A 12,986-nucleotide genomic window follows, 5' to 3' on the forward strand; every position below is an offset into this window, starting at 1 on the left:
CTTGCCGCCGCAAGGCCGCGCCGGCTCGCTCTTACGCCAAAGCGCGGCGCAGGTGAACGCCTTCCGTCCCCGTCGGCGGCTTACACCAGCGTGAACTGCACCCGCACCGCCGTGCCGCGGCTGGGCTCGACCCGTGTGGCGAGCTCCACCTTGCCGCCGAGCTGGGAGGCGAGGCTCTGGATGATGCGCCAGCCGAGCCCGTCGCTGCGCGAGAGGTCGGCGCCGGGCGGCAGGCCGCGCCCGTCATCGGCGATGGTCATTTCATAGCCTTTGCCGCCGCTCGCCAGCACGGTGATGCTGATCGTGCCGGACTCGGCCCCGACAAAGGCGTGCTTGAGCGAATTGGTGACGATCTCCGCCACCAGCATGGACAGGGTGGTGAGCTGCGCCACATTGAGCGGCAGGTTCGGCGCGTCCACCGTGCAGCCGATGCCGGGCGTGCCGGACGCGGTGACGAGATCGCAGCAGAGCTGGCTCAGATACTGGTCGGTGGGCAGGTCGAGCCGCTCGGGCGCGTAGAGCTGGCGGTGGATGCGGGCGATGGTGTCGAGCCGCGAGCGCGCCTCGTCCAGCGCGGTGATCGCCTGGCGCGCATCCTGCCCCACCTTGCGCTTCTGCAGCGACAGCAGCGCGGCGACGAACTGCATGTTGTTGGCGACGCGGTGCTGCAGCTCCTGAAACATGGTGCGCTGCGTCTCGTAGAGCCGCGCGGTGGTTTCCTTCTCGCGCCGCAGCCGGTCGGCGGCGTTGAAGGTGAAGTGGATCAGCGTGATGTCGATGGCGGCGATGACGACGAAGAAGCCGAGCGCCAGCAGCGTCTGGCCGTCGATCTGCATGCCGTTGTCCGGGCCGATGAAGCAGAACCAGGCGGCGAAGGTGGAGAGCACCGCGCAGGTGATGCCCGGCCGCAGCCCGCAGAAGAAGGTGGTGAGAATCACCGCCGGGAAGAAGGTGAGGAAGGGAAAGCCCGGCGGCAGCACATCGTCCACCGCGAAGCGCAGCGCCAGGGCGAAGCCGAACATCGCCACCCCCACCGCGTCCGGCAGCCAGGGGTGGCGGCGCAGGGGCTGGGCGGCACGCACCAGCGACCAGAAGAACGAACGGTCCACGCTGTCGCGCGCCGCCGAACCCTCTGTCATGGCCTTGCTGTCCAGATCCCGCTGACGGGCCGACCCGTCGCTCATGGGCGAGAAACCGCCGGCGAATCACGGAAGGTCGCCCGCCGGGGCGCCGTGGAAGTCGCATGCATCGATTAGGACTCCCTGTCGCGCTTCCTGTCGCTGGTGCGCGAGTGTGCCCGTTTGTACCCAACTCGTCACCCGGCTTCTGTCCGTTTGTGAACATTTCCCTTCGTGGTGCGTTGATAGGGAAACGAGGGTCGGAACCATGCGCCTCAACGAGAATGACGAGAGTGGCGGGAATGGCGGGGCGGTCGCGTCGTCGGGTGGCAACAACCTGCTCGGCGCCCTGCGCCCGGCGGACTTCGCGCTGCTGCGCGCGCATCTCAAGCGCATCGACCGTCCCGCTGGCGGCGTGCTCTACGAGCCCGGCGACGATGTGCGCCACGTCTATTTCCCCTGCGGGCAGACGCTCGTCTCCTTCATGGTGCTTTTGGAGGACGGCCGGCAGGTGGAGATCACCAGCATCGGCCGCGAGGGCGCGGTGGGCGGCATCGTCAGCCAGGGCAGGCTGCCGGCCTTCTCCCGCGCCGTGGTGCAGATGGAAGGCCCGCTGCTCCGGCTCGACGGCGTCGAGCTGGAGCGGGCCAAGGAAACCTCGCCGCCGCTGCGCAACCTGTTCGCCCGCTATGCCGACTGCCTGCTGGCGCAGGTTTTTCAGTCGGTCGCCTGCAACGCCACCCATTCCATCGACCAGCGCACGGCGAAATGGCTGCTCGCCGCCTATGACCGCACGGGCGACGACACGTTGCGCCTCACCCAGGAACAGCTCGCCGCCATGCTGGCGGTGGGGCGGCCCTATATCAGCCGGGTGCTGGGGGACATGAAGGCGGCCGGCGCCGTGGAGCCGCGCCGCGGGCGCATCCGCATCACCGATGCGGAGCGGCTGCGCGGCCTGGGCTGCGGCTGCCACGCGGCGGTGAAGCGGCATTTCGACGAGGTGCTGAGCGGGGTCTATCCCCGCGCCAATGAGGTGGCGGGCCACGGCATGGTCATCACCAACGGCCCGTCCTTCCGCCCGTGAGCGGGAGGCGGGAAGGTTCCCGCAGCCCTGCCCTGCCGGCGCGGGCCTTGTGCGCGGCGCGCGGAAATGGCATGCGCCCCGCCATGGAACACGACAACGCCCCGCCCCTCGTCCCCTCCTTCGCCACGCTGGCGCCCCGCTACGACCTCGTCCTGTGCGACGTGTGGGGCGTGCTGCACAATGGCGTCGCCGGTTCCCCGGCGGCGGCGGATGCATTGCAGCGGGCGCGGGCGGGTGGGACGACGGTGATCCTCGTCTCCAACGCCCCGCGCGAGCCGGAGGGCGTCGCCCGCATTCTCGACGGCTTCGGCATTCCGCGCGACGCCTATGACGCGATCGTCACCTCAGGGATGGTCACCAGCGCGCTGCTGGCCGGACGGCCGGGGGTGAAGATGTGGCATCTCGGCCCGGAGCGCGATCTCGGCATCTATAAGGGCCTCGATCTGGCCCTCGCCCCCTTCGAGGAGGCGGAGCTGATCGTCTGCACCGGCCTGTTCGACGACACGGTGGAGACACCGGACGACTATGCCGACACGCTGGCGGCGGCGAAGGCGCGGGGCCTGCCTTTCATCTGCGCCAACCCGGATATCGTGGTCGAGCGCGGCGGCGACCTGATCTGGTGCGCCGGCGCCATCGCCGAGGCCTATGCCGAGCTTGGCGGCGAGGTGGTGTTCTGCGGCAAGCCGCACCGCCCGATCTATGACACCGCCTTCGCCACGGCGGCGACGCTGCGCGGCGCGCCGGTGGAGAAGACGCGCGCCATCGCCATTGGCGACGCGCTGCGCACGGATCTCGCCGGGGCGCTGGGCCATGGCATTGACTGCCTGTTCGTGGCGGCCGGCATCCATGCCGGCGAACTCGGCCTCGAACAGGGCGCCGAGGTGGATGAGCGGGCGCTGGCCCGCCTGCTCGCCGACGGGCCGGGGCGCCCGGCGGCGGTCACCACGCGCCTCGCCTGGTAGCGCCCGGATTGACGCCGGCGCGGGACGGGGCCACTTAAGCAGCCGCCTCTCCCGACGCCTCCAGGGGCGCTCCTCCCGTTGCGTTGCGCTGACATGACCCACGCCGCCGCTACCCCGCACCCTTTCCTCGTGCTGCGCGAGGGTGACGCGCTGCCCCCGGCCCTCGCCCAGCCGGTGGTCGCCATCGGCAATTTCGACGGCGTGCATCGCGGCCACCGCGCGGTGATCGGCACCGCCATCGACCAGGCGCGCTCGCTCGGGCGTCCGGCGCTGGCGCTGACCTTCGAGCCGCATCCGCGCGCCTATTTCCGCCCGGCCGAGCCGATCTTCCGCCTGACGCCGGAGCCGATGAAGCTGAAGCGCCTGAGCGAGACCGGGCTCGACGGCGCGGTCGTGCTCGCCTTCGACGCCGCCATGGCCGGGCGCGACGCCGAGGATTTCGTCGCCGCCATTCTCGTCGCCCGGCTCGGCGTCGCCATGGTGGTGGCGGGCTATGATTTCCATTTCGGCAAGGGCCGGGGCGGCTCGCCGCTATTCCTGCGCGAGGCCGGCAAGCGCCATGGCTTCGGCGTGGAGATCGTGCCGCCGCTGCTCGATGAGGGCGCGCAAATCTCTTCCAGCGTCATTCGCGCCGCGCTGGCGCAGGGCCGCGTCGAGCAGGCCGCCCATATGCTGGGCGCGCCCTTCGCCATCGAGGCCGAGGTGGTGCATGGCGACAAGCGCGGGCGCGAACTCGGCTACCCCACCGCCAATATGCGGCTCGACCCGGCGGTGACGCTGGCGCACGGCATCTATGCGGTGACGGTGGAGATCGACGGGACGCGGCACAAGGGCGTGGCGAGCTTCGGCCGCCGCCCGACTTTCGACGACGGCGCGCCGCGGCTGGAAACCTTCATCTTCGACTTCGCCGGCGACCTCTATGGCCGCGTGCTCACCGTCGCCTTCCACGCCTGGCTGCGGCCGGAGCTGAAATTCGACGGCATCGACGCGCTGATCGCGCAGATGGACATCGACAGCGCCCGGGCCCGCGCGGCGCTGGGGTAAGCTCAAAGCTCGGCGCTGCCGGGCAGCTCGGCGGCGAGCGCGTCGAGGGCGAGGCGCAGCTTCATCGGCATATGCGGCGCCGCCGGCCACAGCGCATGGGTGGCGAAGACCTGACGCGGTACGTCCGCCAGCAAGGGCACCAGCGTGCCGCCGTGAACCCGCGCGCGGATGAGCCAGCAGGGCAGCCAGGCGAGGCCGTGCCCCGCCTCGGCGGCATCGGCGATCGCCTCAAGATCATCGAAGCGCAGCCGGGTCGGTGGCGTCACCGCCACCGGCGCTCCCTTGCCCAGCGGAAATTCCCAGGCCCTCACCCGGCCGTCGCGGGCATAGGTCACCGCGTGGTGGCGGTGAAGATCGTCGAGCCCCCGCGGCGTGCCCTCCACCGCCAGATAGGCGGGAGCCGCGCAGACGGTCATCCGCTGGAGCCCGACGGTGCGGGTCATCAATCCATGGCCTGACCCGATCTCGCCATTGCGGATGGCGAGATCGAACCCGTCCTCGACCAGATCGACCAGCCGGTCCGACAGGGCGAGATCGAGTTCGAGCCGGGGATGGCGGGCGGCCAGCCGCGCCAGCAGGGGGGCGACGCAGCGCCGCCCGAACAGCAGCGGCGCGCTCACCCGCAGGCGCCCCGTGGCCTCGCGCCGTCCGCTCTCAAGCGTCGCCCGGCCGGCACGCAACTCGCCCAGCGCCCGCACGCAATGCTCGTAATAGCGCTGGCCGTCCTCGGTGAGGCTCAGGGCGCGGGTGGTGCGGTGGAACAGCCGCACCGCGAGCCGACCTTCCAGCCGCGCCACCGTCTTCGCCACCGCCGAACGGGTCAGGCCGAGGCGGGCGCCCGCCGCCGAGAAGCTGCCGGTGTCCACCGCGGCGACGAAGGCGTCCACGCCCGCCAGAACCTCGCTCATGCCGCTTTCCGATCGCCTCCCGCTATTGGCGCCTCAACGTCGCCAATAGCGGGAGAAACTAGCGCAACCGGAGACGCAGCTTCAACCTTAGAACGCTCCGAGACGTTTCCGCTCACGGAGCCAGGACAATGAACGCAGACACGATTCCCGCCACGATGCGGCGCTGGGAGATGGACGGTTTCGGCCGCGCGGCGCTGGAACTGCGCGACGTGGCGGTGCCCCGGCCCGGCCCGGGCGAGGTGCTGGTGAAGGTCGCGGCGGTGGCGCTGAACTACCGCGACCTGCTCATCATCGCCGACGGCGTGGGCGCGCCGCTCGCCTTTCCCTTCACGCCCGCGTCCGATCTCGCCGGCACCGTCGTCGCCATGGGCGCGAATGCCGCCCGGTTTGCGACGGGGGCGCGGGTGATCTCCACCTTCTTTCCCGGCTGGATCGACGGCCTGCCCGAGGGCGATTCTGCCCTTCTGCCCTATCAGGCGCTCGGGGGCGCCTATCCCGGCGTGCTCGCCGAATATGTCGCGCTCCCCGAGGCCTGGCTGGCCGCGGCGCCGGAAACGCTGCCGCTTGAGGAAGCCAGCACCCTGCCCTGCGCCGGGCTCACCGCCTGGTTCGGGCTGGTCGAGCGCGGCGGGCTGCGGGCCGGCGATACCGTGCTGGTGGAAGGCACCGGCGGCGTCGCGCTGTTCGGGGTGCAGATCGCCAAGGCCATGGGGGCGCGCGCCATCGTGGTTTCCGGCAGCGCCGGAAAGCGGGAGCGCGCCCGGGCGCTCGGCGCCGATATCTTCATTGACCGCAGGCAAGGCGACTGGGTGCAAGCGGTGCGGGCGGCGACCGGCGGACGCGGTGCCGATCATGTTCTGGCGCTGGCCGGCGGCGCCACGCTTGGCCGGGCGGTGGAGGTGGCGGCGATCGGCGGGCGCATCGCCCAGATCGGCGTCATCGAAGGCTTCGACGCGTCGCTGCCGCTCGGCCCGCTGATGCTCAAGCAGCTCACCGTCAACGGCATCGGCGTCGGTCATCGGCGGGCGCTGGAGGATCTCGTGCGGGCGGTCGACGCGGCGGGGCTGAGGCCGGTCATCGATGCGCGCTACCGGCTGGCGGAGCTGCCGGCGGCGCTTGATCATCTGGAGCGCGGCGCCTTCGGCAAGATCGTGGTGACGCCCGGCTGAACGGCCGCATCCCCCGCCCTCCCTTGCACGCGCCCGGCGCTGCGCTTAAACCGGGCGCGAAGGCTTAAGGAGCGCGTCATGACGAGCCGCAACAGCGATGGTCGCAACGGGAACGAAGCGTCGGTTGAGCCGGCCGGCGAGGGCACGGCGCACGACTATTCCGCGACCCTGTTCCTGCCGCAGACCGATTTCCCCATGCGCGCCGGCCTGCCGCAGCGCGAGCCGGAGCTGCTGGCGCGCTGGGAGCGGATCGACCTCTATGGCCAGCAGCGCAAGGCCGGCGCCGGCCGGCCGCGCTTCGTGCTGCATGACGGCCCGCCCTATGCCAATGGCAACATCCATATCGGCCACGCGCTCAACAAGATCCTGAAGGACGTGGTGGTGCGTTCCCAAGGCGCGCTCGGCCATGATTCCAACTATGTGCCGGGCTGGGACTGCCACGGCCTGCCGATCGAATGGAAGATCGAGGAACAGTACCGCGCCAAGGGCAAGAACAAGGACGAGGTGCCGGTCGTCGAGTTCCGCCAGGAATGCCGCGCCTTCGCCGAGGGCTGGATCGACGTGCAGCGCGCCGAGTTCAAGCGGCTCGGCGTCGAGGGTGACTGGTCGCACCCCTATGTGACCATGAGCTATGACGCGGAAGCGCAGATCGCCCGCGAGATCATGAAGTTCGCCGGCAATGGGCTGCTCTATCGCGGCTCCAAGCCGGTCATGTGGTCGGTGGTGGAGCGCACGGCGCTGGCCGAGGCCGAGGTGGAGTATCACGACCACCAGTCGACCACTATCTTCGTCAAGTTCCCGGTCACCGGCTATCGCAAGAGCGCCGCTACCGCCGGCGGCCTGCCCAAGGGGCTGGAGCCGCCGGAGGACGCCGCCGACATCCACCTGTTCCCCTCCTATGAGGGCGCCAGCGTGGTGATCTGGACCACCACGCCCTGGACCATCCCCGGCAACCGCGCCATCGCCTTCTCGCCGAACGTCACCTATGCCGTCTATGAGGTGACCGAGGCGCCGCATGACAACTGGGCCAAGGTGGGCGAGCATTTCATCCTCGCCGACAAGCTGGCGGAAGAGGTGTTCAAGGCCGCCCGCGTCACGGCTTACGAACGCCATAAAGAGGTCGACCCGACCCATCTCGTCTGCGCCCATCCGCTGAACGGCGTTGAGGGCGCGCAGGGCTATTTCGACTTCCGCGTGCCCGTGGTGCCCGGTGATTTCGTCACCGACGACACCGGCACCGGCTTCGTCCACATCGCCCCCGGCCACGGCGCCGACGACTTCAATCTCTTTATGTCGGCCCATCTCGGCGAGGTGCCGCACACGGTCGGCCCCGACGGGCGCTATTACGACCATGTGCCCCTCTTCGCCGGCGCCCGCGTCATGGACGACAAGGGCAAGGATGGCGACGCCAATGATGCGGTGATCAAGGCGCTGTCGGCCGCCGGCAAGCTGCTGGCGCGCGGAAGGCTGAAGCACCAGTACCCGCATAGCTGGCGCTCCAAGGCGCCGATCATCTTCCGCAACACGCCGCAATGGTTCATCGCGATGGACAAGGACATCGCGGCGGCGGACGGTTCCAGCGCCAGTGGCGACACGCTGCGCGCCCGCGCGCTCGGCGGCATCGCCGGGGTGCAGTGGGTGCCGGCCTCCGGCCAGAACCGCATCACCGGCATGATCGAGAACCGCCCGGACTGGGTGGTCTCGCGCCAGCGCGCCTGGGGCGTGCCGATCGCCGTCTTCGTGCGCGACAAGGGCGACGGCACGGTCGAGATCCTGCGCGACGAGAAGGTGAATGCCCGCATCGCCGAGGCTTTCGCCACCGAGGGGGCGGACGCCTGGTACAAGGAAGGCGCCGCCCAGCGCTTCCTCGGCAGCGACTACAGCTCCAATGAATGGAGCAAGGTCGACGACATTCTCGACGTGTGGTTCGATTCAGGTTCCACCCACGCCTTCACGCTGGAAGTGCGCGAAGACCTGAAGGCCGACCGCGCCTTCAATGGCGGGCCGGACCGGGTGATGTATCTCGAAGGCTCGGACCAGCACCGCGGCTGGTTCCATTCCTCGCTGCTGGAGAGCTGCGGCACGCGCGGGCGCCCGCCTTACGACGTGGTGCTGACCCATGGCTTCGTGCTCGACGAGCAGGGCCGCAAGATGTCGAAATCGGTCGGCAATGTCGTCGCCCCGCAGGAGGTGATCAAGAACTCCGGCGCCGACATTCTGCGCCTGTGGGTGTGCGCCTCCGACTATTCCGACGATCTGCGCATCGGCCCGGAAATCCTGAAAACCACGGTCGAGACCTATCGCAAGCTGCGCAACACGCTGCGCTGGCTGCTGGGCTCGCTGCACCATTACCGCGAGGCCGAGCGCGTCGCCTTCGCCGACATGCCGGCGCTGGAAAAGATGGTGCTGCACCGCCTCGCCGAGCTCGATGGCGTGGTGCGCGAGGCCTATGCCGCCTTCGACTTCAAGCGGGTGAACGCGGCGCTGACCGCCTTCATGACCAGCGAACTCTCGGCCTTCTATTTCGACGTGCGCAAGGACGCGCTCTATTGCGACCCGCTGTCCTCGGTGACGCGGCGGGCCTGCCTCACCGTGCTGGACGAGGTGTTCAACCGGCTCGTCGTCTGGCTGGCGCCGATCCTGCCCTTCACGGCGGAGGAGACCTGGCTGGCGCGCTTCCCCTCCGAGACAGGCTCGGTGCATCTTCAGACCTTCCCCGACACGCCCGCCAAATGGCGCGATCCGGTGCTGGCCGATGAGTGGCGCAAGATCCGGCTGGCGCGGCGCGTCGTGCTCGGCGCGCTGGAAGTGGAGCGCGCGGCCAAGCGCATCGGTTCCTCGCTGGAGGCGGCGCCGGTGGTGCATGTGAGCGATCCGAACCTGTTCGCCGCGGTGAGCGCGGTCGATCTCGCGGAAGTGTGCATCACCTCCGACGCGCATCTGATGCCGGACGAAGGCCCGGCCGACGCCTTCCGCCTGCCCGACGTGCCGGGCGTGGCGGTGGTGCCGAACCGGGCGCTGGGGCATAAATGCGCCCGCTCCTGGAAGATCTCGCCGCTGGTCGGCACGGAGCCGGACTATCCCGACGTGACCCCGCGCGACGCCCGGGCTCTGCGCGAACTGGCGCATGCCCGCCGGGCGGCGGAGTGAGCGCGCGCGTGTCGCTCCGCCTCGCCGGCCCCCACACGCTCACCGGCGCCCTGTTCGCGCTCGCCGCGCTGGCGATCGACCAGGGCTCCAAGCTCGCCGTGCTGCACGGGGTGGATTTCGGCCCTGACGGCATCGTGAAGGTGGCGCCCTTCCTCGATATCGTCTGGGCGTGGAACACCGGCATCAGCTACGGGCTGTTCTCGCTCGGCGCCGAGGGCTGGTGGGTGCTCGGCGGGGTGAAGCTGGTCGCGGCGGTGCTGTTCTGGTTCTGGCTGGCGCGCACCGACAACCGGCTGGAGGCCGCCGCGCTGGGGCTGCTGATCGGCGGCGCGCTCGGCAATGCCATCGACCGCGCCGCCTATGGCGCCGTGTTCGACTTCGTCTCGCTGCACGCTTTCGGCTTCTACTGGTACGTGTTCAACCTCTCCGACGTGGCCATTGTTGCCGGGGTCGGGCTGCTTTTGTATGCTTCCTTTTTCGGGAGCGCCGCAAAATCGCCGCCCTGAAGTGAGATCGGACCTTCCGCACGCTTGAGCGGTCGCGTGGGCGAGGCGTTCTCGCCCCCCACGGACCGGCAGGAGACGACCGGATGACGACACGAGTTCATGCCGCCCGCGCCGCGCTGTTCGCCGGCGCCCTGACCTGCGCCGCCGCCGGGGCTTTCGGCACCGCGCCGGCTTTCGCCGACGACGAGCCGCCGGAGATGAACCTTACCGGCCGGCTTCTCACCGGCCTCGGCCTGGTGCCGCCGCCCCCGCCCGATATCGAGTATCGCGAGCGCCCGCCGCTGGTGGTGCCGCCGACGGGCGACATTCTGCCCCCGCCGCGCGACGCCTCGGCGATCTCGCAGAATCCCGCCTGGCCGAAGGACCACGATCAGATGGTCCGTCAGGCGGAAGCGAAGGCGAACTGGGTGGACACGCGGCAGTCCTCAAGGGTCGGCGAGGCCCGCTCGCTTACCCCGGCCGAACTCAACAAGGGCTATCGCCCCGGCAAGGCCACCGGCAGCGGCTTCGCCAATGATGGCCGCGCCAACGAGGGCAACCGTCTCTCGGTGAACGAGATGGGCTTTCTCGGCTGGGGCAACAAGAAGGACGATACGATCCGCTTCGAGGGCGAGCCGGAGCGTGCAACGCTCACCGAGCCGCCGCCCGGCTACCAGACCCCCGCGCCCGGCGCCAAATACGGCGTCGTCTCCGACCGTCCGGAAGACAAGGCGTGGAAGATGCCGAGCTGGTTCGACCGCACGCAGAAGAACGGCAACTGACCGGGCGCGCCCGCTTGCCGGCGCGCCTTCCCGTTCCCGCGCCGGCCGGCGCGCTGCCCTGCCCGCGCCTTTATCGCGCTCGCGGCGGGCCGCGCGCGGCCCGGTTCCTCACTTCGCGGTGAAGCCCGCCGGCGGCGCATCGCGCCGCGCCCGCTTCATCGCTACATTGACTGCGCCTCCGCCCTGCGCCGCCCGAGACCGGGTGGCGCGCCCGTCTCCTCCGGGCGGCCCGCCGAAACGGATGAAGCTGTGACTGGAAGACTCATGCCCGCTCTGATGCTGCTCGCCGGCGCCGCCGCCGGCCTTGCCACCGCTCCCGCGCGCGCGGACGCCGCCGAGGTGGCGGAGTTCACCCTCGGCAACGGCATGCAGGTGGTGGTGGTGCCCGACCATCGCGCCCCGGTCGTCACCCATATGGTGTGGTACCGGGTCGGCTCGGCCGACGAGCAGCCGGGCAAGTCCGGCATCGCCCATTTCCTTGAACATCTGATGTTCAAGGGCACGGACAAGCACCCGGCCGGCGAGTTCTCGCAGGTGGTGGCCAAGCTCGGCGGGCAGGAAAACGCCTTCACCTCGCAGGACTACACCGCCTATTTCCAGCGCGTCGCCAAGCAGAACCTCGCCACCGTGATGGGCTTCGAGGCCGACCGCATGACCGGGCTGGTGCTGACCGACGAGGTGGTGCTGCCCGAGCGCGACGTGGTGCTGGAAGAGCGCCGCATGCGCACCGACAACGACCCCGCCTCGCAGCTTTCCGAGGCCGCGCAGGCGGCGATGTTCGTCAACCACCCCTATGGCCATCCGATCATCGGCTGGGAAGACGAGATCAAGCAGCTGAACCGGCAGGACGCGCTGGATTTCTACCGCCGCTTCTACACGCCCAACAACGCCATCCTCGTGGTGGCGGGCGATGTCGAACCGGAGGAGGTGAAGAAGCTGGCCGAGGAGACCTATGGCAAGGTCGCCCCGCGCGCCGAGACGGCGGAGCGGCTTCGCCCGCAGGAGCCGCCGCCGCGCGCCGAGCGCCGGCTGGTGCTGGCGGATGGCCGTGTCGGCCAGCCGAGCCTCTCGCGCAGCTATCTCGTGCCCTCCTATCGCGGCGACCGCGACGAGAGCGTCACGCTCGACGTGCTCGCCCAGGTGCTGGGCGGCGGTTCCACCGGGCGGCTCTACCGCTCGCTGGTGGTCGACAAGGGCGTCGCCGCCAGTGCCGGCGCCTGGTACCAGTCGACCGCGCTCGACGATACGCGCTTCGGCCTCTCGGTGACGCCGCGCCCCGAAGTGACGATGGAGGCGGTGGAAACCGCGCTCGACGAGACCATCGCCGCGCTGGCCAAGGACGGGCCGGACGCGGCCGAGCTGGAGCGGGCCAAGACCCGGCTGGTGGCCGAGGCGATCTATGCCCAGGACAACCAGGCGACGCTGGCGCGCATCTATGGCGCCGCGCTCGCCACCGGCTCCACCGCGCAGGATGTGAAGATCTGGCCGGAACTGGTGAAGTCCGTCACCGCCGAGCAGGTGCGCGACGCCGCCCGGCGCTGGCTGGTGCCCGCCCGCGCCGTCACCAGCCAGCTGCTGCAGGCCAAGCCTGCCCCCGCCGCCGCCCTGCCCGAGCCGGGCGCCGAACGGACCAGCCCCGGGGAGGACCGTTCGTGACCGGCCGCGCCGCAGGCCGGCGCTCCCGCCTCCTCCGTTCCTTTTTCTCGCTCGCCGCGGCCACGCTCATGACCATCGCCCTCGTCCCCGCCTCGCCCGCCCAGTCCGAAACGACGCGCATCCAGCGGGTGATCAGCCCGGGCGGGCATCGAGGCGTGGCTGGTGCACGACACCACCCTGCCGCTGGTGGCGATGGAGATCGCCTTTCTCGGCGGCGCGGCGCAGGACCCGGCGGAAAAGCCCGGCGTCGCCAGCCTCACCTCCTCGCTGCTCGACGAAGGCGCGGGCGATCTCGATTCCCGCGCCTTCCAGGACCGGCTGGCGGAAAAGGCGATCGAGCTGCGCTTCGACGCCTCGCGCGACAGCCTCGGCGGCTCGCTGCGCACGCTGTCGGAGAATGTCGACGACGCCTTCGCGCTGATGGCGCTGGCGGTGAACGCGCCGCGCTTCGACGACGAGGCGGTGGAGCGCATCCGCCAGGGCCAGCTGGCGCAGCTGCGCCGGCGGCTGAACGATCCCTCCTCGCTGGCGAGCCTCGGCTGGTCGGCGGCGGCTTTCCCGAACCATCCCTATGGCCGCCCGGTGGCCGGCACGCTGGCGAGCGTGCCCACCATCAGCCGCGACGACC

Annotated in this window: 11 protein-coding genes; 9 read left to right on the top strand and 2 right to left on the bottom strand. The window is 70.4% G+C overall.

The window, feature by feature from the left end; genetic code table 11:
• Nucleotides 1-80 precede the first annotated feature (80 nt).
• Entirely contained in the window at nucleotides 81-1,139 is a 1,059-nt protein-coding gene (locus ACP2AH_RS12865; protein WP_425106143.1) for a sensor histidine kinase, read from the bottom strand.
• 247 nt (nucleotides 1,140-1,386) lie between these two features.
• Between ACP2AH_RS12865 and ACP2AH_RS12870 the strand changes: the two genes are divergently transcribed.
• The 3 genes from ACP2AH_RS12870 to ACP2AH_RS12880 all read left to right on the top strand — a co-directional run bounded on the left by ACP2AH_RS12870 (nucleotide 1,387) and on the right by ACP2AH_RS12880 (nucleotide 4,208).
• Complete coding sequence (locus tag ACP2AH_RS12870) at nucleotides 1,387-2,202, top strand: Crp/Fnr family transcriptional regulator (protein WP_425106144.1); 816 nt, start codon at nucleotides 1,387-1,389, stop codon at nucleotides 2,200-2,202.
• Between the two features lie 83 nt (nucleotides 2,203-2,285).
• Nucleotides 2,286-3,164 carry a TIGR01459 family HAD-type hydrolase gene (locus ACP2AH_RS12875; RefSeq protein ID WP_425106146.1) on the top strand — a complete coding sequence of 293 codons (879 nt, stop codon included), beginning with the start codon at nucleotides 2,286-2,288 and terminating at the stop codon, nucleotides 3,162-3,164.
• Nucleotides 3,165-3,257: 93 nt separating this feature from the next.
• On the top strand, nucleotides 3,258-4,208 hold the full coding sequence (locus ACP2AH_RS12880) for a bifunctional riboflavin kinase/FAD synthetase (RefSeq protein ID WP_425106147.1): 951 nt from the start codon (nucleotides 3,258-3,260) through the stop codon (nucleotides 4,206-4,208).
• A 2-nt stretch (nucleotides 4,209-4,210) separates the two neighbouring features.
• On the opposite strand, the gene ACP2AH_RS12885 is transcribed toward ACP2AH_RS12880, so the two are convergent.
• Nucleotides 4,211-5,116 (bottom strand): LysR substrate-binding domain-containing protein, encoded by a 906-nt coding sequence (locus ACP2AH_RS12885; protein ID WP_425106148.1) that lies wholly within the window; start codon nucleotides 5,114-5,116, stop codon nucleotides 4,211-4,213.
• Nucleotides 5,117-5,244: 128 nt separating this feature from the next.
• Between ACP2AH_RS12885 and ACP2AH_RS12890 the strand changes: the two genes are divergently transcribed.
• The 6 genes from ACP2AH_RS12890 to ACP2AH_RS12915 form a co-directional block, all read left to right on the top strand.
• Complete coding sequence (locus ACP2AH_RS12890) at nucleotides 5,245-6,285, top strand: zinc-dependent alcohol dehydrogenase family protein (protein WP_425106149.1); 1,041 nt, start codon at nucleotides 5,245-5,247, stop codon at nucleotides 6,283-6,285.
• Nucleotides 6,286-6,363: 78 nt separating this feature from the next.
• Nucleotides 6,364-9,435: an isoleucine--tRNA ligase gene (gene ileS, locus ACP2AH_RS12895; protein ID WP_425106150.1), complete on the top strand. Its 3,072-nt coding sequence runs from the start codon at nucleotides 6,364-6,366 to the stop codon at nucleotides 9,433-9,435.
• Nucleotides 9,436-9,443: 8 nt separating this feature from the next.
• The gene (gene lspA, locus ACP2AH_RS12900; protein WP_421698926.1) at nucleotides 9,444-9,941 is read left to right on the top strand and encodes a signal peptidase II; all 498 of its coding nucleotides are present in this window, start codon (nucleotides 9,444-9,446) and stop codon (nucleotides 9,939-9,941) included.
• 83 nt (nucleotides 9,942-10,024) lie between these two features.
• Nucleotides 10,025-10,702 carry a hypothetical protein gene (locus ACP2AH_RS12905; RefSeq protein ID WP_425106151.1) on the top strand — a complete coding sequence of 226 codons (678 nt, stop codon included), beginning with the start codon at nucleotides 10,025-10,027 and terminating at the stop codon, nucleotides 10,700-10,702.
• Between the two features lie 264 nt (nucleotides 10,703-10,966).
• On the top strand, nucleotides 10,967-12,358 hold the full coding sequence (locus ACP2AH_RS12910; protein WP_425106152.1) for a M16 family metallopeptidase: 1,392 nt from the start codon (nucleotides 10,967-10,969) through the stop codon (nucleotides 12,356-12,358).
• Between the two features lie 162 nt (nucleotides 12,359-12,520).
• On the top strand, nucleotides 12,521-12,986 hold a 466-nt coding region (locus ACP2AH_RS12915), incomplete at its 3' end, for a M16 family metallopeptidase (RefSeq protein WP_425106153.1).

This window comes from Ancylobacter sp., from assembly GCF_965249975.1.
Taxonomy (GTDB): Bacteria; Pseudomonadota; Alphaproteobacteria; order Rhizobiales; family Xanthobacteraceae; genus Ancylobacter.

Excerpts from the sequence above, each read along its gene's own strand:
- ACP2AH_RS12885 (WP_425106148.1), bottom strand. The coding sequence starts at position 5,116 with ATGAGCGAGGTTCTGGCGGGCGTGGACGCCTTCGTCGCCGCGGTGGAC.
- ACP2AH_RS12865 (WP_425106143.1), bottom strand. The coding sequence starts at position 1,139 with ATGACAGAGGGTTCGGCGGCGCGCGACAGCGTGGACCGTTCGTTCTTC.
- ACP2AH_RS12905 (WP_425106151.1), top strand. The coding sequence starts at position 10,025 with ATGACGACACGAGTTCATGCCGCCCGCGCCGCGCTGTTCGCCGGCGCC.
- ileS (WP_425106150.1), top strand. The coding sequence starts at position 6,364 with ATGACGAGCCGCAACAGCGATGGTCGCAACGGGAACGAAGCGTCGGTT.
- ACP2AH_RS12870 (WP_425106144.1), top strand. The coding sequence starts at position 1,387 with ATGCGCCTCAACGAGAATGACGAGAGTGGCGGGAATGGCGGGGCGGTC.
- ACP2AH_RS12910 (WP_425106152.1), top strand. The coding sequence starts at position 10,967 with ATGCCCGCTCTGATGCTGCTCGCCGGCGCCGCCGCCGGCCTTGCCACC.
- ACP2AH_RS12880 (WP_425106147.1), top strand. The coding sequence starts at position 3,258 with ATGACCCACGCCGCCGCTACCCCGCACCCTTTCCTCGTGCTGCGCGAG.
- ACP2AH_RS12890 (WP_425106149.1), top strand. The coding sequence starts at position 5,245 with ATGAACGCAGACACGATTCCCGCCACGATGCGGCGCTGGGAGATGGAC.
- ACP2AH_RS12875 (WP_425106146.1), top strand. The coding sequence starts at position 2,286 with ATGGAACACGACAACGCCCCGCCCCTCGTCCCCTCCTTCGCCACGCTG.